Origin of the sequence: Streptomyces scopuliridis RB72, assembly GCF_000718095.1 — a bacterium.
GTDB classification, from domain to species: domain Bacteria; phylum Actinomycetota; class Actinomycetes; order Streptomycetales; family Streptomycetaceae; genus Streptomyces; species Streptomyces scopuliridis.
In genome coordinates this window covers 282,901-303,577 of sequence record NZ_JOEI01000002.1, presented here as the reverse complement: position 1 = coordinate 303,577, position 20,677 = coordinate 282,901, and the positions used below count along the sequence as shown (strand labels likewise).

Annotated in this window: 6 protein-coding genes; 5 read left to right on the top strand and 1 reads right to left on the bottom strand. The window is 73.2% G+C overall.

The genetic code is table 11. The features are described 5' to 3' along the window. Positions 1 to 104: 104 nt before the first annotated feature. The 5 genes from IF11_RS0102555 to IF11_RS0102535 all read left to right on the top strand — a co-directional run bounded on the left by IF11_RS0102555 (position 105) and on the right by IF11_RS0102535 (position 19,370). Complete coding sequence (locus tag IF11_RS0102555) at positions 105 to 6,338, top strand: type I polyketide synthase (RefSeq protein ID WP_030349719.1); 6,234 nt, start codon at positions 105 to 107, stop codon at positions 6,336 to 6,338. Between the two features lie 66 nt (positions 6,339 to 6,404). Then, positions 6,405 to 15,584, top strand: coding sequence for a type I polyketide synthase (locus IF11_RS0102550; RefSeq protein ID WP_030349718.1), 9,180 nt, complete (start codon positions 6,405 to 6,407; stop codon positions 15,582 to 15,584). A gap of 11 nt (positions 15,585 to 15,595) precedes the next feature. Next, a complete protein-coding gene (locus tag IF11_RS0102545) occupies positions 15,596 to 18,028 on the top strand; it encodes a beta-ketoacyl synthase N-terminal-like domain-containing protein (protein ID WP_030349717.1) in 2,433 nt (810 codons plus the stop codon). After that, positions 18,025 to 18,816 (top strand): thioesterase II family protein, encoded by a 792-nt coding sequence (locus IF11_RS0102540; RefSeq protein WP_051745365.1) that lies wholly within the window; start codon positions 18,025 to 18,027, stop codon positions 18,814 to 18,816. The genes IF11_RS0102545 and IF11_RS0102540 overlap by 4 nt, the downstream gene beginning before the upstream one ends. Before the next feature lie 23 nt (positions 18,817 to 18,839). Further along, positions 18,840 to 19,370: a flavin reductase family protein gene (locus IF11_RS0102535; RefSeq protein ID WP_030349715.1), complete on the top strand. Its 531-nt coding sequence runs from the start codon at positions 18,840 to 18,842 to the stop codon at positions 19,368 to 19,370. Positions 19,371 to 19,425: 55 nt separating this feature from the next. Here IF11_RS0102535 and IF11_RS0102530 read toward each other — a convergent pair whose 3' ends face one another. Beyond that, positions 19,426 to 20,622 (bottom strand): MFS transporter, encoded by a 1,197-nt coding sequence (locus IF11_RS0102530; RefSeq protein ID WP_051745363.1) that lies wholly within the window; start codon positions 20,620 to 20,622, stop codon positions 19,426 to 19,428. Between the last annotated feature and the right edge of the window lie 55 nt (positions 20,623 to 20,677).

Genomic DNA, 20,677 nt, shown 5'->3' with positions numbered 1-20,677 from the left:
CGTGGGGAACACCCCTGAGATGTCAGGGGTGTTCCCCACTTCCGGGTTGACATAAATTCAGATGGATTGCTTCGGGATTTAGTTGCGAGACAAGAGGGCGACGAATGGACGCGAACGCAGAACGCGACCCGGCGAACCTGATTGCCATTGTTGGTATGGCTGGTAAGTTTCCGGGCGCGCCGGATGTCGAAAGCCTGTGGGATCTGATGATGGCGGGCGAGGACGGCATAGGCCCGATTCCCGCCGACCGCTGGGACAGCACGGCGCAGCTCGACCCCGAGAAGGAGATCCAGGCGGTCGGCGGCTTCCTCGACGGGGTCGACCGGTTCGACGCCGGCTTCTTCGGCATCTCGCCCCGCGAGGCCGAGGCCATCGATCCGCAGCAGCGTCTGATGCTGGAAGTGGGATGGCGTGCCATGGAGGACGCCGGTCAGCGTGCCGACGCCCTCGCCGGCACGCACACCGGCGTGTACGTGGGCGCCTCCTGGCACGACTACGAGCTTCTGCGCAAGGGACGCGAGGCCCAGCCCACCCCGCACAGCCTCGTCGGCAACGCCCTGGACGTGATCGCCGCGCGTCTCTCGTACTTCCTCAAGGTCCGCGGGCCCAGCATGACCGTGGAAACCGGCTGCTCCTCCTCGCTCGTGGCTCTGCACCTGGCCTCCCAGGCCCTGCGCCAGGGCGAGATCGACGCGGCGATCGTCGGCGGCACCAACCTCATGCTCGACCCGCATGTGACGGTCGGGCTCACCCACTTCGGCGGTCTCTCGCCGGACGGACGGTGCAAGGCGTTCGCCGCGTCGGCCAACGGGTTCGTGCGCGGCGAAGGAGTCGCCGCCCTTTATGTGAAGACACTGGAGCGCGCCCTGGCCGACGGCGACCGCATCCACGGCGTCGTCGTCAGCACGGCCGTGAACAACGACGGCGGCGGCGACAGCCTGGTGACCCCCAGCCCCCAGGGCCAGGAGGACCTGCTGCGACGCGCCTACGGCGGGGGAGTCGTACCGGAGGGCGCCCCCGCGTACATCGAGGCGCACGGTACCGGTACCGGGCGCGGTGACCCGATCGAGGCCGCGGCCATCGGGCGCGTCCTCGGCCAGGACCGTGCCGACGACCCGCTGCTCATCGGCTCGGTGAAGACCAATATCGGGCATCTGGAGGCCAGCGCGGGCCTGGCGGGCCTGATCAAGATCCTCCTCGCGCTGAAGCACCGTGTCGTGCCGCCGAGCCTGCATTCCGAGGAGCTCAACCCGGCCATCCCGTTCGAGGACATCAACCTGCGGGTGGTCCGCGAGCCCGTACCGCTGCCCGGCAGCGGCCCGCTTTACCTCGGGGTCAACTCCTTCGGCTGGGGCGGCACCAACGCCCATGTGGTCATCATGAACCCTCCCGAGACACCCGCGGACGACGCGTCGGCGCCCGTCCCGGCGACCGGACTGCCCGCCGTCTTACCGCTGTCCGCCAAGGACGTTCCCGCCCTCGGCGTGCGCGCCGCCGAACTGGCGCCCCTGGTCCCGGAGACTGCCGAGGAGGTCGTCACCCAGGCCGGCGCCCTCGCCTGGCGCCGCGACCACTTCCCGGTCCGCGCCGCCCTCGTCGCCCCTGGGGAATCCGCCCAGCTGCGTACCGGTCTGCTCGGCCTCGCCGCCGCACCGGACGCCGAGCCCGCGTCACCCGGACTGACGGTCGGCAACGCCGTAACCCGGGGCGGCACCGCGTTCGTCTTTCCCGGGCAGGGCTCCCAGTGGAGCGGCATGGGGGTCGAACTCTTCCGGGACAGCCCGCTGTTCGCCGAGGTCGTCACCCGATGCGCCGGCGTACTGCGCCCGTACACCGACTGGAACCTGCTGGACATCTTCTCCGGCGAGGCCGACGAGGAGTGGATGAGCCGTATCGACATGCTCCAGCCCACCCTCTGGGCCATGTCGCTCGGGCTCGCCGAGCTCTGGCGTGCCTCCGGGGTCGAGCCGGACGTCGTACTCGGCCACAGCCAGGGCGAGATCACCGCGGCCACCCTCGCCGGAGTCCTCTCCTACGAGGACGCCGCCCTGGTCATGGCCCGGCGCAGCGCTATCGCCCGCCGTGCCTCAGGACACGGGCGGATGCTCGCCGTGGACCTGGACCGGGACGCCGCGCTGGCCGCGCTTGAGGGGTTCGAGGACAGCGTCTCCCTCGCGGTGCACAACGGCCCCAGCTCCTGTGTGCTGTCCGGCGAGAAGGAGGCCGTACTGACCCTCAAGGAGCTGCTCGACGCCGAGGGCACCTACTGCCGGCTGGTCAATGTCGACTACGCCTCGCACAGCCCCCAGATGGACCCGCTGCGCGACGACCTGCTGGCCGCCCTGGACCCCGTCCGGCCGCGCGACGCCGAGATCGGCCTGATGTCGACCGTGCGACGGTGTCGGCTGGCCGGCCCGGAGATGGACGGTGCCTATTGGGTGGAGAACCTCAGGAACCCCGTGCAGTTCGCCGACGCGATGGGTGCCCTGCTCGATGACGGCATCACCCATGTCGTGGAGATCAGCCCGCATCCCGTCCTCGCGCCCGCCATCGAGCAGCTGGTGGCCGGACAACCCCGCGCGGCCGCCGTGCTGACCACCATGCGCCGCCATCACGGCAGCACCGCGGACGTCGCGGGGGCCCTCGCCCGCGGCTACGTCGCCGGCCTGGAGCCGTTCGGTGAACTGCCCAGGGGCTCCGGCACCGCGGTGCCCGGGTACCCCTTGCGGCAGGACCGCTACTGGACCGCCGAACGCCCGCGGGGCGCCGGGGCGGCGCGCGGCTTCGACACATCGCTCCTCCCCGCGCCCGGCGAGGCGGACGTCCGGCACGGCGCCCTGGAGCTGTCGCTCAGCAGCCCGCCCTGGCTGGAGGACCACCAGGTGCACGGCACCCCCGTGTTGCCCGGCGCCGGAATGCTCGCCATCGCCGTCAACACCGCCCGTGCCCTCCCCGGCCCCGCCGCCCGCCGTCTGGAGAAGGTCCGCTTCCGCAAGGAGGTGGCGGTGACCGAGGACATGACCAGGCTCACCGCCGAGTGGAGTGGCGGAACCGCCGGCGGCGCTTTCCGGTTGCTGTCGCTGTCCGAGGGCGGCGCCGGCTGGGAGGAGAACGCCACTGCCCGGGTCGGCCACCGGGAATTACCCCGCCCCGCCACCGCTTTCCCCGACTGGCACGCCGGTCTCGACCCGGTGGACGCCGACGGCTTCTACCGCGGCTGGGCGGCGCGCGGCCTCGAATACGGCCCCGCCTTCCGGGGCATCCGTACCTTGTACGCCGACCCGGCCGGTGAGCACGCCCTGGCCGAGGTCGTGCTGGGCGACCGGCTGCGCGCGGGCAACCGCGGGCGCGCGCTGCATCCCGCCCTGTGGGACGGGGCGCTCCAGGTGTCCCTCGCACTGTGCGACGCCTACGCACCGGGAACGGCTCTGATGCCGACGGCCGTCGACCGCATCGAGCTGCTGGACGACCCTGAGGAGCCCGTCACCCAGGTGTGGTCGCACGCCGTCCGGCGGGCGGAAGGCGTCTTCGACATCGAGGTCTTCGACACCGCTCACCGGCCGCTGCTGGTCATGGAGGGACTGGAGCTGTCGCCGCTGCCCGGCGCGGGTTCCGGAGCCGACTCCGACGCCGAGCGGCTGCACCGCGTCGAGTGGACTGATCTGACCGCCCCCCGTGACGAGGTCGCACAGACCGGCCACTGGCTCGTCTGCGGGGCGGCCGACGACACCGGCACGGCCCGGAGGCTGGCCGACGGGCTGGCCGCCGCCGGCGCCCGGGTGACGCGTACCGTCACGGACGGAGTGCCCGACGCGTCGGCGCTCCCCGGGAACGTGGTCTTCGTCGCGCCGGACGCCGATGCCGGGGACGAAGCCCAACGGCAAGGGCTCAGCCGCCTCGCCGGACTCGCCCGCGCCTGTTCGGATCTGCCCGTACCGCCGCCGCTGGCCGTGGTGACCGTAAGGGCGCAGGCGGTGGAGTCCGGCGACGCTCCCGATCCGGGAGGCGCGCTCTACTGGGGATTCACCCGTGTCCTGCGGCGCGAGCACCCGGAGTTGCTCGCCCGGCTCGTCGACGTCGACCCCGCGGACGCCGACGGCTCGGCGGAGTGGGCCGCCGAACTCCTCGGCGACGGCTCCGAGGACCAGGTGGCCCTGCGCGCCGGCCGGCGCCTCGCGGCTCGACTCACCCGTGGCGTCCCGGCCGGCGGACCTGCCGCCGCGCTGCCCGCCCGGCGTTCGGCGCGGCAGCCGTTCCGGGCCGGTGCCCGCCGGCCGGGCGCCCTGGAGCCGGTCGAGTTCCTGCCGCTCGCCCGGCGCTCGCCCGGCCCCGGCGAGATCGAGATCGAGATCGCCGCCGTCGCCATGGACCACGGGGACGCGTTCCGGGCCTTCGGGGCACAGCAGGCCGGCGCCGGCCCGCTGCCGCTGGGCTCCGGATGCGCCGGCCGTGTCGCGGCGGTCGGCCCCGATGTCACCGCCGTGGCGCCCGGTGACCGGGTGGCGGCCTGCGCGGTCGGCGTCCTCGCCAGCCACGTCACCGTACGAGCGGACCACGCCGCGCTCGTTCCGGACGGGCTCGGCGACGCGGAGGCGGCGGCGCTGCCGCTTCCGATGGCCGCCGCCTGGTACGCCCTGTCGGACCTGGGGCGGCTGGAGGCCGGGGAGACGGTGCTGATCGACCTTCCGGCCGCCGTCGCGGCCCGGGCCGCCGTCGAGCAGATCTCCCGGGTGCTGGGTGCCCGGATCATCACGACGGCCACGGGCGGCGACGCCGACGCCGGCTCCGACGTCGTCGTCGACCCCACGGACCCCGACTGGGCCGAGGCGGTGCGCGCCGCCACCGGCGGCCGCGGCGTCGACCTGGTACTCGCCTCGCCCGCCGGACAGCCCGGCGACGGAAGGCTGGACGCGCTTGCCGCCGGCGGCCGGTACATCGCGTTCGGGGGGAGTGGCAGCCGCGCCCTCGGCGCCGAGGCGTTCAGCCGGGGTGTCAGTCTCTCCACGGTCGCGCTGCCCGGCCTGCTGGAACAGCGGGGGCGCCGTTTCGCCTCCGCCCTGCGGGCGGCCTGGGAACTGGTCGTCAACGGCAAGCTGGAGTCGCTTCCCGTCCGCACACGCGCCATGGCCGAGGTGACCGACGTCCTCCGCGAGACCGTGAGCGGCGCTCCGCAGGGGCCGCGCACCGTCCTGGTCGACCCCTCCGGCGTCGAGGGTGTGACACCGCTGCCGATGCCCGGCGGCCGGTTCCGCGCCGACGGCAGCTACCTGGTGACGGGCGGCCTCGGTGCGCTGGGCCTGAGCCTGGCCGAATTCCTCGCGGCGCACGGTGCGGGATCGCTCGTCCTGCTGGGGCGCTCCGGCCCCGCCCCGGCCGCCGCCGCGCGGATCGAGGCACTGCGCGCCGCGGGCACCACGGTCCGTACCGAGCGGTGCGACGTCGCCGACGCCGACGCCGTGCGTGCCGTCCTCGCAGGAGTGCGGGACGAACTGCCGCCGCTGCGTGGGGTGGTGCACGCCGCGGGTCTGCTTGAGGACTCCACCGTGCGCAATCTGACACCGGGGCAGGCGGAACGGGTCCTGGCACCGAAGACCGCGGGTGCCCGCAACCTCGACGCCGGCACGGCGGAGGATCCCCTGGACTTCTTCGTCCTGTTCTCCTCCGCGGCGGCCCTGGTCGGCAACGCCGGGCAGGCCGCCTACGCGGCGGCCAACGCCTACCTCGACGCCTTCGCCGAGGCACGGCGTCGCCGGGGCCTGCCCGCACTCAGCGTGCAGTGGGGCCCGTTCACCGAGGTCGGCCTCGCCGCGAGCGACGACCAGCGGGGCGCGCGCCTGGAGGAGCGCGGCATGGGCGGCTTCGGCCCCGACGAGGCATGGTCCGCGCTCGTACGGATGCTGGAGCGGGACGAGCCGGTGACCGCATACGTGCCGATCCATCTGCGCCGGTGGTTCGACGCGTATCCGGACACCGCCGCGCTCGGCAGCTGGGAGCGGCTGCTCGTCGCCGCGCGCGACGGCGGCGGCGCCGCAGGCGGGGGCGGCGACTTCCTGGCGCGGCTGCTGGCCACCTCGCCCGAGGCTCGTCCGGCCGCCGCCGAGGAGGAGGTCCGCAGGCTCGCCGGACGGGTCCTGCGGCTCGACGCCGAACAGGTCTCCGGCGACGTCCCGTTCAAACAACTCGGCCTGGACTCCCTCATGGGCCTGGAACTGCGCAACCGGTTGGAGGCCTCGTTCGGGCTCAAGCTGTCGCCCACCCTCCTGTGGTCCTACGGAACATCGAGGGCGCTCGCCGACGCGCTGTGCGAGCGGCTCCCCGATCCGTCGGAGACCAGCTGACCCCGGTCCCGCGTCCGGCCCGGCCTTTCCCACGTCCTGTCGTACGACCGCGAGGAATACCACCCCATGGAAGAGACCGAAGAGACCGCTGCACCCGACGGAAGCCGGCAGACCCCACTCACCCGCGCACTCGCCACGATCCGCACCCTGCGTCAGCGCATCGAGGAGCAGGAGGACGGTCAGCCCGTCGCCGTGGTCGGCGTCGGCCTGCGGCTGCCCGGCGGCATCGACGACCTCGACGGTTACTGGGAGGCGCTGGCGGCCGGGCGCGACATGGTCCGCCCCATTCCGCAGAACCGGAAGGAACCGTTCAACGCCGAGTGGGAAAGACTCCCGCAGCGTGGCGGGTTCCTGGACGAGGTGCTCGACTTCGACGCCGCGTTCTTCGGCATCAGCCCGCGCGAGGCACGTCATCTCGACCCCCAGCAGCGGCTTCTGCTGGAGGTCGCCTGGGAGGCGATGGAGAACGCGGGCCTGCCCGCCGACCGGCTCTCCGGCACCCAGACCGGCATGTACCTCGGCATCATGTGGCAGGACTACCGGGACTGGCTCGTGGGCGAGCCGGATGCCTACTGGACGACCGGCAACGGGCACAACTTCGCGGCCGGCCGGATCGCGCACGCCCTCGGCCTCAACGGGCCGGCGATGGCCGTCGACACAGCCTGCTCGTCCTCTCTGGTTGCCGTACACCTGGCCGCACAGGCGCTGCGGCGGGGAGACTGTGACGTGGCGTTCGCCGCGGGCACGAACCTCATCCTGTCCCCCCGGTCCATGAGGCTGGTGCAGGAGACCCGCTCGCTGGCCCCCGACGGTCTCTGCAAGGCATTCGACGCCCGCGCCAACGGATTCGTCCGCGGCGAGGGGTGCGGTGTCGTGGTCCTGAAGCGCCTGGACCACGCCCTGCGCGACGGGGACCGCGTGCACGCCGTGATCCACGGCACCGCCGTCAACCAGGACGGCCGCTCGGGCGGCTTCACCGCCCCCAACGTGCTCTCCCAGGTGTCCCTCATGGAGAAGGCACTCGCCGAGTCCGGCCTGGAGCGCTCGGACATCGGCTACATCGAGGCCCACGGCACCGGGACCGCGCTCGGCGACCCCATCGAGATGGAGGCGCTGGCGACGGCGCTCGGCCGGGCGAACGACGGTGCCCCCATCGCCGTCGGAGCGGCCAAGAGCAACTTCGGTCACCTGGAGGCCGCCGCCGGCATCGCCGGACTGGTCAAGGCGATGCTGTGCCTGCGTCACCGGAAGGCCCCGCCAGTCGTCCACTTCCGGACGCTCAACCCCAGGGTCGACCTCTCCGGCACCGGGATGACCGTGCCACGGGAACTCACCGACTGGGCCCCCGGCAGCGGCCGTTACGCCGGTGTCAGCTCCTTCGGTATGAGCGGCACCAACGCGCACGTCATCCTCGGACCTCCCGAGGACACCCGCCGCGACGGCAGCCCCCACACCGGTGGCCCCGGGGTCGAGGGGTTCGAGATCTCCGCGAAGACGCCCGAGGCGCTGCGCGCCCTCGCCGGCCGGTACGCGGACCGTGTGGCGGCGCTCGGCCCCGACTCCTACGCGGCGTTCGCCTACTCGGCAGGGGCAGGACGGACCCGGCACGAGTTCCGCGCCCGCCTCACCTGCGGCGACCCCGAGTCGGCGGCCGCTGGCCTGCGGGCCCTGGCGGCCGGTGAGCCGCGTGCCGACGTGACCCTCGCCGAGGGAGCGGCCCCGGAGGCCGACCGGCTCCGGGACGCGCTGCCCCGTCACGTCATCGATCTGCCGGCCTATCCCTGGCAGCGGACGCGCCACGCACCCGAGACCCTGCCCGCCGGGTCGGTGACGCCCGCTGCTCCGGACGGCGGGGCGACGCCGGCCGATGCGGAGCACCGCCTCCTGCCGACCGCACACCGGACGGTGTGGCGGACCGCGGAACCGTCCGGTGCCGCGGCCTCCGGCTCCCTGATCTTCGCGGGCGACGACCAGGAACTCCTGGAGACGCTCGTACGCGGAGCGACTGCCCGGGGGGTGCGGGGGACCCTGCTCACTCCCGTACCCCCCGAGCGGGCCGACGGCTGGGCCACCGCGGAACTGCCCTCCGGCGCCCAGGCCTGGCAGCGGTTCTGGGAGGACCGCGAGGACCGGGAACCGGGAACCCTGCTGCTGGTCATGAAGGGCGACAGGCTGCCCGTCGGTCCGGACGCCGACGAGCCCGGCGGCCCCGGTACCGGCACGACGGACTGCTCGGTGGACCCTCTGGCCGACGGGGCGGCCCTCTGCGCCGCCGTGACGGTCGCCGTGTGCGCCGTCGCCGGCGGCGCGGGGGACCGCGGCCGTGCGTTCGTGCTCACCCGGGCCGCGGTCCGCACCTCGGACGGGGACCGCACCGTGTGCACGGGGCACGGACTCCTCCACGGGCTCGCCCCGGTGCTCGGACTGGAACTCGGCACCGCCTGGGGCGGGATCATCGATCTGCCCCTCACCCCCGAGGATGACGACACCGGCGCCCTCATCGACTTCGTGGCCGACCAGGTCGCGCCGGCGGCGCCCGGTGTCGAGGACCTGGCGGCGATACGCGACGGGCAAGTCATGGTGGCCCGGCTGACCGAGGCCGCCGGGCACACCGCCGAGCTGACCGTCCGCGAGGACGCGACGTACGTCGTCACCGGCGGGCTCGGCGCCGTCGGCAGGGAGCTCGTCGGAGACCTCGTGCGCCGCGGAGCCCGCAACCTGCTGCTCATCGGCCGCCGCCCGGAGGGCGAATTGGGCCCCGAGGCCGCGGCACTGCTGGAGAACCTCGCCCGGAGCACCGACCGCACCGTCTACCGGGGCGGCGGCTGCGACACACCGGAGGCGCTGGAACGGGCTTGCGAGGCACTGGCCGACATGCCGCCCGTACGAGGTGTGCTCCATGCCGCGGGGACACTGCGGCGGAGCCCTGTCACGGAGACGGGCGCCGAGGAATTCGCGGCGGCCCTGAGCGGCAAGGCCGCCGGCGCCTGGTGGCTCCATCTGGCGAGCTGCGCCTGGCAGCTGGACTTCTTCGTTCTCACGTCCTCGGTCTCCGCCCTCTGGGGCACCGAGGGCTGTGCCGCCTACTCGGCCGCCAACGGCGCCCTCGACACCCTCGCGGCGCACCGCAGGTCACTCGGGCTCCCCGCGGTGAGCATCGCCTACGGTCCCTGGGCGCTGGGCGGCGAGGGCATGGCCGACTCGGCACTGCGCGAGCGTTCCGCGCGTATGGGCGTCGGCACCCTCGACGCCGACACGGGCCGGGCGGCCCTGACCGGGCAGGCACCCGGCGCGGATGGCCGGCTGGTGATCTGCCCGCTGGATCTGCCCCGGCTCCGCCAGGTGATGGCGGGGCTGCGCCCGCGCGGCCTGTTCGGCCGTCACGACGCCGCGCCCGCCGCGCCGGCGGCCGGTGGGCGCTCCTTCCTCGACGGGCTGACGCCGGGCGAGCGCCCGGCCGCGGCGCGGGCCACGGTGACCCGTGTGCTCGCCGCCCAACTCGGCCACGCCGACAGCACCGCCGTGCGGGAGGACGTCGGCTTCTTCGACCTCGGCCTCGACTCGATCATGGCCGTGGACCTGACGGCGCGGCTCTCCGAGGTGTTCGGGACGACCGTTCAGGTCGCGGATGTCTTCGACCACCCCACGGTCGCCGAACTGGCCGCGTTCCTGCTGTCCAGGACCGTGGTCGGAGCCGTGAAGACGTCCGGGGAACGGCCCGCGCCTGCCGCGGGCGTCCCGGGCTCCCCGGCGCGGAGCTCCGCGACCGCGGGGAGCGGGGGCAGTGTGAGGCCGTCGGCCGAGGAGGCCCCGACCGTGGCCGGGACCACCGGTGAACCCATCGCGATCGTCGGCATGGCCGGGCGGTTCCCCGGCGCCGACTCCGTCGAGGAACTGTGGGAGCTCCTCCGCGACGGCCGTGACGGTGTCACCTCGGTGCCCGCCGGGCGCTGGGACACCTCCGCCATCCGCCCGGGCACGGTCACCACCGACCAGGGCGGTTTCCTCAGCGACATCGACCGCTTCGACGCGGGCTTCTTCTCCGTCCCGGCGCGCGAGGCCGAGAACCTCGACCCCCAGCAGAGGCTGCTGCTCGAATCCGCGTGGCACGCCATGGAGGACGGCGGCATCGACCCGTCGTCCCTGCGCAACTCCCGCACGGCGGTCTTCGTCGGCATCAGCTACGGCGATTACGCGAGGCTGCTGACCCAGGACGGCTTGGAAGGGGTTGACGCGTACTACAGCACGGGCACCGCGCTCAACGCGGCGGCCGGCCGCATCGCCTACACGCTCGGGCTGAACGGGCCCGCCGTCGCGGTGGACACGGCGTGCTCCTCCTCGCTCGTGGCCCTGCACCTGGCCGTCGGCTCTCTGAGGTCGGGCGAGAGCGACACGGTGCTGGCCGGTGGGGTGAACGTCATGCTCGACCCGGCCTCGTGGGCTGCCGTGAGCCAGGCGCACATGCTCTCGCCCGACGGCCGCTGCCGTACGTTCTCGGCCGACGCGAACGGATTCGTGCGCTCCGAGGGCTGCGGTGTCGTCGTGCTCAAACGCCTCGGCGACGCCCGGCGCGACGGCGACCGGGTGCTCGCCGTCATCCGCGGCAGCGCCGTGAACCAGGACGGTGCCTCGTCCGGGCTGACCGCCCCCAGTGGCCGCGCCCAGGAGAGCATGCTGGAGGCGGCACTGACCCGGGCCGGCGTCGCCGGCTCCGACGTCTCCTACCTGGAGGCGCACGGCACCGGCACCGCGCTCGGCGACCCGGTCGAACTCGGCGCGGCCTGGCGGGTCCTTGGCGCGGGCAGAAAGCCTGGGCGGCCGCTGCACGTGGGATCGGTGAAGAGCAATATCGGCCACTGCGAGTCGGCGGCGGGCATGGCGGCGCTCTTCAAGACGGTGCTCGCGTTGCGGCACGACGTGATCCCCGCCAACCTCCACTTCCGGGAGCCCAACCCGCACGTGGACTGGTCCGAGATGAACGTGCGCGTCGTGGACACCGCCACCGCCTGGCGGCGCGGCGACGGGCCGCGGGTCGCCGGCGTGTCCGGATTCGGCTTCACCGGCACGAACGCCCACCTGCTGATCGCCGACGCCCCGGCCGAGACCCCGGTGACCCCCCAGGTCGCCGCCCCGGCCGTGCCTGCGGCGGACGCGGAGAGCCGGCCGAAGCCGCCCTCGCGCCTCGTCCCGCTGTCCGCCCCCGACCCCGAGGGGCTGGAGCGTCTGACATCGGCCTGGGCCCGGAGGCTGGAGAACGCCACCGAGGAGGAGCTGGACTCGCTCGCCGCCACCGCCGGTGCCGGGCGCGCCCACTTCCCGTACCGCCGTGCTCTGCTCGGCGCGACTCCGGCGCAGCTCTCCGCCCAGCTGGGAAACCCGGCGGCCGCCACCCGCGCGCCGCGTGTCGCGTTCCTCTTCACCGGCCAGGGCAGCCAGTACTACGGCATGGGCCGCGAACTGTACGAGAACGAAGCGGTGTTCCGGGAGACGTTCGACACGTGCGACCGGATCCTGACGCCGCTGCTCGGTGCGTCCCTCGCGGACCTTGTGTACTACGGCGACGACCGGACCGCCGTCAACGAGACCCGGGTCACCCAGCCCGCCCTCGTCACCCTGGAAATGGCTCTGGTCAGCCTGTGGGCGTCCTGGGGTGTCCGCCCCGCCGTCGTCATGGGCCACAGCGTCGGCGAGATTTCGGCGGCCATGGCCGCCGGGGTGATGGACCTGCCCACCGGACTCGGGCTGATCGCCCACCGCGCTCGGCTCATGCAGGGCACCGAACGCGGCGCGATGCTCGCCGTCGTGGCCACCGAGGCGGACGTCAGAGGCTGGACGGCGGACACCGGACTGGACATCGCCGCGGTCAACGGCCCGGAGTCCGTCGTGGTGTCGGGCGCGCCCGACGCGGTCGACGGCCTTGCCGCGCGGCTGAAGACGCAGGGGGTGCGCGCCCGCATGCTCAGCGTGTCGCACGCCTTCCACTCCAGCCTGCTGGATCCCGCGCTGGCGGAGTTCGACGCCGTCCTCGCCCAGCTGGAGTTCCATGAGCCGGCCCTGCCCATCGTCTCCAACGTGACGGGCCGCCCCGCCGCACCCGGCGAGTACGACGCCGCATACTGGCGTCGGCACGCACGCCTGCCTGTGCGCTTCCACGACGGCGCACGCCAACTCGGCTCCCTCGGGGTCGACATCTGCCTGGAGATCGGCCCGGACCGCACGCTGGTCAACCTCGTGAAGGGCGCGGGACTCGCCGAGACCCCTGGGCTCGCCTCGTCACTGCGGAGAGGGACCGGGGATCGCGCCGCTCTGCTCGGCGCCGCGCAGCTGATGTATCTGGGCGGCCAGAACATCGACTGGGAACAGGTGACCCCGCGTCGGTCCGGTCCGCGTGACGCCGCACCGCGCTATCCCTTCGCCCGGACGCGGTACTGGACCGGGGCGGGCCGGCGTGCCGTCGCCGTAGGAACCCGGTCCGTGGCCCGGGGCCTCGCCTGGGGGGCCGAGATCCGCTCGCCCGCCCTGGGCGGCCGGGTCTGGGCCACCGAGCGCAGCACCGAATACCCGGCGCACCTCACCGACCACCGGCTCTACGGCACGGTCTCCGTGCCCGGCGCCTCCCAGACGGCCACCGTCCTCTCCGCTCTCGGCAGCGGCGGCATTCCCGTTGTGCTGGAGGATCTCCACTTCCCGCGCGCCCTGGTGCTGCGGGACGGGGAGCGTTACGAGCTCCAGATCGTGGAGGAGGCGCGGGAGCGGCAGGCCCGTGGCGTCAGTGTGCACAGCCTGCTCGACAGCGAGACGGGGCGCTGGCAGCAGCACCTGGCGGCCCGGATCGCGGACGCGGGCACCCGGCCGGACACCGGCCGGCACGCGGCGGCGCGACCCGACCCGGCGGCGTTCATGAAGAGCGCCGACAGGCATCTCTCCGGAGCGGACTTCTACGGACATCTGCGCTCGCTCGGCTACCACCTGGGGCCGTCCTTCCGGTGGATCGGTGACGCGTACATCCGTGGCGACGAGGCCCTCATCCGCTTCGTCGAACCCGCGGAGATGAACGAGTCCCCGGACGGTTACGAGATCCACCCCGGCCTGCTCGACTCGTGCCTGCAGAGCGCCGTGGCGTTCGCGGTCACCGGCGATCGGGTGACCGAAGAGGACGGGCTGGCCATTCCGTTCTCCATCGCCCGGCTGTCCTTCCCCCGCCGCCCGGTCCCCGGCCGGGAACTGTGGGGGCATGTCCGCGCGGTGCGCGAGGCCGGACCGGACGACGGCCTGCTCCAGGTGAAGTCCGCCGACCTGCACATGTTCGACGGCAGTGGTGCCACGGTGCTGGCGGTGGACGACTTCCGGTTCCGCCGCGCTCCGCGTGCCCTGCTCCAGCGTTCGCTGAGGGAGGGCGCACTCCACACGTACGACCTCACCTGGACGGCGCAGAAGCCGGCCACGGCCTCCGTGACCGGTCCGGTGAGGAGCCGTCGGATCGCCCTGCTGGGCGTCGGCACCGAGCTCGGCCGAGCGGTGCGCGAGGGCTGCGCGGCCCACGGCCACGAGGTGATTCCCGTACCGGACGGCGAGGCCGGCACGCTGAGCGCCGACCTCGTGGTGGACGCCCGGTTCGCGCCGGGCCGGGAGGGTGGCACCGGACCCGCGGACGCTCTCGCCGCGGCGCGGGAGCTGACCGGCACACTGCACGCGGTGGACCGGACCATTCCGTACGCCGTGCTGGGTGACATGAGCGACAACACCGCGGAGGGCGGCGCCGGCGCGCCGGTCCGCGAGGCCGTGTGGGGCCTGCTCACCTCCCTGGAGGCCGAGCACACCGACCGGCGGCTGCTCAGGATCGGGCTCGCCGCCGACTGGGACCCCTCGGTCCTGACGGAGGCGCTGATCCGGTCGCTCGACGAGGGTGTTCCCGAGCCGCGCCTCGCCATCGGTCCTGACGAGGTGCGGGTCGCCCGGCTGGTCCCGTACGACGCCGACCGTGAGCCGGAGCCCGACGTGTCCGCGAGCGGCGCCGCGGCCCTGATCACCGGGGGGCTCGGCGCGCTCGGTCTGAGCACTGCCGGGTTCCTCGCCCGTCGCGGTTTCACGGACATCACGCTCATGGCCCGCTCGGCACCGGACGCCACGGCCCGGGCCGTCATCGACGACCTGACCGCCCGCGGCGTCCGGATCAGTGCCGTGCGAGGAGATGTCACCGATCTCGATGCGTGCCGCGAGGCCGTGGCCCGGGCCGGACAGGAGACGCCGCTCCGTACGGTGCTGCACCTGGCGGGCGTCACCGACGACCAGGCGTTCGACCGCCTGGGCGCCGGCTCCTTCGACGCCGTCTTCGCCGCCAAGGCACACGGGGCGGCGAACCTCGCCGAGGCCCTGGCCGGCCATGAGCTGGACGCCTTCGTGCTCTTCTCGTCCGCGTCCGCCGTCCTCGGCACCGCCGGGCAGGTCAACTACGCCGCGGCCAACGGATATCTGGACGGCCTGTCCATGACGCTACGGGCGGCGGGCGTTCCCGCCACCAGCGTCAACTGGGGCCCGTGGGCACCGGAGGCCAGGGGCGGCATGGCCGCCTCCGCCGCCGTCGAACGGGCCATGGAGCGGCGGGGCCTGCGTTCACTCACCGACGAGGAGGCCGAATCGGTGATCCGGACGGTCCTGTCGGGCAGCCCCGGGGGGCGGCTCGTGGCGGTGGCCATGGACCATGAGGGGTACGCACAACAGCTCGCGGACCATCCCAGGGCCGCCCTTGTGCGGTCCCTCGTCACCCGCCAGATCCGCTCCACCGAAGCGGGGCCGACTCGTGGCCGGCTGACGGAACAGCTCACCGGGCTCGACCGTGACGACCTCGTGGACCGGCTCCGCCAGGCCGTGCGGACCGTGGCCGGTGAGGTCCTGGGGGACGAGACCGCCATCGTCGACGACCTCGGGTTCACCGAGACGGGGCTGGACTCGATCATGGTGATCGACCTGCGCACGCGGCTGTCCCACGACCTCGGCGCGGACCTGCCCGCCACGGTGGCGCTCGACCACCCCACCGTCGACCAGCTGGTGTCCTACGTCACCGAGCTCCTCTTCCCGGCGGAGCATGCCGGCCCCTCCGGCCCGCCTGCCGAGTCGGCGCAACAGACGAAAGCGGCCGTACCCACGGCACCGGCGGCATCGGCGGACTCCGGTACGCGCCTGGAGGACCTGTCGTTCGAGGAACTTCTCCAAGCCGTGCAAGCAGATGTGGTGACAGAGAAATGAGGGCGGAAACCATGGAACCCGCGCAGATCCGGCAGCTTATGGAGGATCAGCTCAAGCACTCCCGGCGGCTCCAGGCCCGCATCCAGGAGCTTGAGGACGAGCGGCACGCACCGCTGGCCGTGGCGGGCATGAGCCTGCGGCTGCCCGGGGGACTCGACACTCCAGACGCGTACTGGGACTTCCTGCGCGGAGAGGGCACGGCCGACTCGGAGATTCCCGAGGACCGGCCGGGCCTGCGTGGGGTGTACGACCCGGTCCCGGGCAAGCCCGGCCGCTCCTACGTCGACCGTGCCGGCTTCCTCGCCGACATCTCCCACTTCGACGCCGAGTTCTTCGGTATCTCGCAGCGCGAGGCCAAGCTGCTCGACCCGCAGCAGCGGATGCTTCTGGAGACCGCGTGGGAGGCCATGGAGCGGGCGGGCATCGCCGTCCGGCGCTCCGACCGGCTCGACGTCGGCGTCTATCTGGGCATGATGGCCTCGGAGTACGGCGAGCGCCTTGAGGACCGCTCCGACCTGACCCGCATCGACCCGTACTTCACGACCGGCGGGGGGCTCTGCTTCGGAGCCGGCCGCATCAGTCATGTGATGGGTTTCCGCGGGCCGGTGCTGAGTGTGGACACCGCGTGCTCCTCGTCGCTGAGCGCCCTGCACCTCGCCGTCCGGGCCCTGCGCGACGGCGAGTGCCGCTACGCCCTGGTCTGCGGGTCCAATCTGCTGCTGTCCGCCAGCCTGATGGTCTCGCTCTGCCAGACCCGTGCCGTGTCCCCGGACGGCCGGTCGAAGTCCTTCCTCGCCTCGGCCGACGGATACGGACGGGGTGAGGGAGTCGGTGCCATCGTCCTGATGCGGCTGGACGACGCCGAGAAGGAGGGGCGTCCTGTGCTCGCGACCATCCGCGGCTCGGCGGTCAATCACGACGGGGCAGCCTCCGGACTCACCGCGCCCAACGGACCCGCGCAGCAGGAGGTGTTCCGCGCCGCGCTGGCCGACGCCCGCGTCGGACCCGGTGAGCTGGGCTACGTCGAGGCGCACGGAACCGGCACCGCGCTCGGTGACCCCATCGAGGTCGGTGCGCTCGACGAGGTGGTCGGCGCGGCCGTACGCGAGCGGGGCGTGCCGCTGCCGATCGGCAGCGTCAAGGCCCGCCTGGGGCACCTGGAAGCGGCTTCCGGTATCGCCGCCGTCATCAAGACGGTGCTCATGCTCAAGCACGGTGAGATACCCGCCGCGCTGCCGGACGACGGGGCGGAACTGAACCCCCACATCCCCTGGGACCGGCTGGCCGTCACTGTGCCGCGCCGCGCGCAGCCGTGGCCGCTGCCCCGCAAGGTGGCCGGGGTCAACTCGTTCGGCATGAGCGGCACCAACGCCCATGTCGTTCTTGAGGCGTACGAGCCGGCCGGCGGCCCGCCACCCGCCGTCACCGGCCGTCCCGAACTGCTGACCCTGTCGGCCAAGGACCCGGTGGCCCTCGCGGAACTCGTGGGCGCCGTGAGCGGGTACCTCAAGAGGACGGACGAGGCCCAACTCCCTTCGCTCTGCCACACACTGCGCACCGGGCGAGCCGCCTTCGCCTACCGGGTCGCTGTCACCGGGACCACGGCCGGCGAACTCACCGAGGGACTTGACGCGGCACAGAACCGGGGTCCCGCCACCGCGCGCAGGGAATCGGCGCTCCGCGCGGCCGTGCTGCGGTTCTCCGGTGACGAGGCACGGCTGGCCGAAGGGTTCGCCGAGCTGGCGGACACCTTCCCCGCCGCGGCCGCCGGACTGGCCGTGGAGGGGCAGGGGCCGGGCGGCGCACTGGCCCGGCTCGTCGGCCGGTTCGGGATCCGCGTCCGTCCGGAGCACGACGCCGGGGCCGGCGAACCCGCGCGTCTGGAGTGGGAGACCGCCGAGGGCGAGAGTTCGGTGCCTCTCGTCGGGCACGACCGGGGCACCGCGCCCGGGTTGCTTCTCGCCGCTCTCGCCGCGCTGTTCCGGGCCGGCGCGGACCTCCGGTTCGGGGAGCTGGGCGCGGCCGGTACCCGGCTGCTCGGCGACCTGCCCACGTACCCGTTCCAGCGCAAGCGCTTCTGGATCGACGAACCACTCGTCGGCGCGGGCGGCGGCCGGCAGGACTCGGCCGTCGCCGCGCGGGGGCACCGCGCCCCCGCGCCCGCGGACCGGGAAGCCGTGCGCGCCTACCTCATGGCCGTGCTCACCGAGGCACTGCAGGCCTCCGAGGAGCCTGACGCCGACGGGTCCTTCCTGGACGCCGGCGGTGACTCCTTCCTGTCGGTCCTGTTCATCACCAAGGTCGAGGAGAACTACCGGCTGGGTCTGACGGCGGAAGAGCTGCCACTGGATCTGCCGCTCGGAGAGTTCTTCGGCCGGCTGGCCGACGACATCGCGGACCAGGCCCGTACCGCCGGCGCCGACGGACGGGAGGAGGGCGCGTGAGTCACTTCGTACGCCCCCGTAACCTGGCGGAGCCCGCGCTGCGTCTCGTGGCCTTCCACCACGCGGGCGGATCGGCTGCCTCGTACTTTCCGCTGACCCGGCACATGCCCGCCGACTGGGACGTCCTGCTGCTGGATCTGCCGGGCCGGGGCAAGCGCCACGCGCAGCCCGCCCTGGAGGACATGGACGAGATCGTGGCGGCGGCGACCGAGGACGTCCTGCCCTGGGCCGACGGGGCGCCGCTGGCCCTGTTCGGACACAGTCTCGGGGCCATCGTCGCCTTCGAGACCGCGCGGGCGCTGGAGGCCCGCCGCGCCGGACCCGGCTGGGTCGGTGTCTCGGGACGGGGGGCACCCGGTCACGAGGTGCTGACGAGGCTTCCTGACCACGGCAGTTCGGACGCGGAGCTCATGGCCCGGCTGCGGGACATGGGCGGCATGCCGGCCCAGCTCGACGCCGTACCGGAGTTCCGCGACCGCTTCCTCCGGGTCGTCCGCAGCGACCTTCGAGCCGTCGCGGAGTACCGTCCCGATGCGCACCGCCCCCCGCTGGCCGCGCCGCTGACCGCCTTCGGTGCCGTGGACGACTCCTGGGCGCCGATCGCGTCGATGGCCCCCTGGGCCCGGCAGACGCGCGGGCGGTTCACCGAACGCGTCTACTCCGGCGGCCACTTCCACTTCCTCGGCAGTTCCCGCGAGGCGTTCACCGCGGACCTCGTTGATGAGATACGGACCGCGGCCCTGCCCATGTCCACCGTTCCGTCATCTCCCGTCCACACGCCCTCGTGACACATCACCAGGAGGCCAGCACCATGGTGCCGGAAGCAGACCAGCCCGATATCCGTCCGCTCATGGCCGGGTTCCCCACCGGCGTCGCGGTGGTCACGACGCTCGCGCCCGGCGGGGAGCCGTGGGGCATGACCTGCACCTCGCTGTGCAGCGTCGCGCTCGATCCGCCGACGCTGCTGGTCTGCCTGCGTCAGGGCAGTCCGACGCTGGAGGCCGTGAAGGGCAGTGGGGCCTTCGCGGTCAACCTCCTGCACAGTCAGGCCCGTCCGACGGCAGAGCTCTTCGCCTCCGGCGCCAAGGACCGCTTCGAGAAGGTCGCGTGGCGGACGGTGGGACCGATCGGGGGCCCGCATCTGTACGAGGCGGCGCACACGATCGCGGATTGCGCGGTCGAGGACGTGCAGCCGGTCGGGGACCACGCCGTGGTCATGGGGCGGGCCGTGGCCATCACGCAGTTGCAGTTGCAGCTGCCGCTGCTGTACGGCATGCGCCGCTACGGGTCCTGGATCGACGCCGCCGAGGACAGTCACCTGCACTACGACTTCATGTCCTGAGCCGCACGACGGCCGCGCCACGGAGATTGTCCGGGACAGCGTGTAGTGCCCACCGCTACACGCTGTCCCGGACAATCCGCCGACCGCCCCAGGAGCAGAGTCCGGCCACGGCGAAGACGGCCGTCACCAGGGCCCAGCCGGCGGCGAAGCCTCCGGTCGTGTCGACCAGCAGACCGAAGGTGACCGGCCCCACCACAAATCCCGCGAAGAAACCCATGGAGACCAGGGCCGACGCGTGGCCCGTGCCGCCGAAGCCGCTGCCCTGGGTCACCGCCACCATGGAGACCGCGTTGGCCGCGGCGGCCGAGCAGCCGAGGCCCACGGCTCCGACCCACACGAGCCAGGTCGCTCCGGTGGCCGCGGGGAGCAGAGCCCCGAACACCACCGAGGCGACGGTCAGGATGAGGAGCGACCGAGGGACGTCCAGCCGGTTGCTGAGCCGGGACCACAGCACTCGGCTGGCGATGCCGGACACACCGATGGCAGCGATGAGCGCACCCGCGCTCCGTTCCCCCATGGACAGCCGCTGGTGCGCGTAGAGCGGCAGATAGGTGTTGAGGGCGGAGAGTCCGCAGCCGATGCAGAGCGAGACGGCCATCAGCCACCGGGTGGGCGGATTGGGCGCCGCGGGGAGGGCCAGACGGAGTTTCGCCGACCGTCCGGTGTCCTTGGGCAGCAGGACGGCCGCCAGCGCGGCCGCCAGCGCGACCGGGATCACGAGGGCGAGCGCGGCGCGCCAGGACATCGCCGCGGCCAGGGCGGGCAGGGTCAGACCGGCGGTGAACGCGGCGAGCGGCACCCCCGACTGCTTGACCCCAACGGCTACCGCTCGTCGCTCGGGCGGTACATGAGTGGTGATCAGCTTGTTCGTCGACGGATTGGCGAGCGACTGGGCGGCTCCGCCCAGCACCAGCGCGCCGAGCAGGAACCCGTACGTCCTGGTGGCGATCAGCAGAGCGAAGTCGGCGGCGACGAGGACCATCAGCAGGGCGAAAGCGCGCCGGCCTCCCAACAGGTCGGCCACCTGCCCCGCGTACAGCGAGAGAACGGTCGCCGTGCCGAAGGTCACCGCGGTCAGCAGTCCCAGTTGCGAGCTCGAAATCTCCAGATCCTCGATGAGGAAAGGCCCGAGCGCGCCTATCGCGTAGAGCACGAACATGGAGAGACCCATGCCGCCCGTGACGAGCACGAGGAGCGATGGCGGGACGCGTGCGGTGTGTATCGGCCCTTTTTCGGTCGGATCGGCCGTCACGCTTGCACCCCTTGTCCTCGATGTGAATATATGACAACTCTAGACGAGGACTATA

What these genes read in the sequence shown, in the direction of transcription:
- IF11_RS0102555 (WP_030349719.1), top strand. Translation starts at nt 105, where the DNA reads ATGGACGCGAACGCAGAACGCGACCCGGCGAACCTGATTGCCATTGTT.
- IF11_RS0102550 (WP_030349718.1), top strand. Translation starts at nt 6,405, where the DNA reads ATGGAAGAGACCGAAGAGACCGCTGCACCCGACGGAAGCCGGCAGACC.
- IF11_RS0102545 (WP_030349717.1), top strand. Translation starts at nt 15,596, where the DNA reads ATGGAACCCGCGCAGATCCGGCAGCTTATGGAGGATCAGCTCAAGCAC.
- IF11_RS0102535 (WP_030349715.1), top strand. Translation starts at nt 18,840, where the DNA reads ATGGTGCCGGAAGCAGACCAGCCCGATATCCGTCCGCTCATGGCCGGG.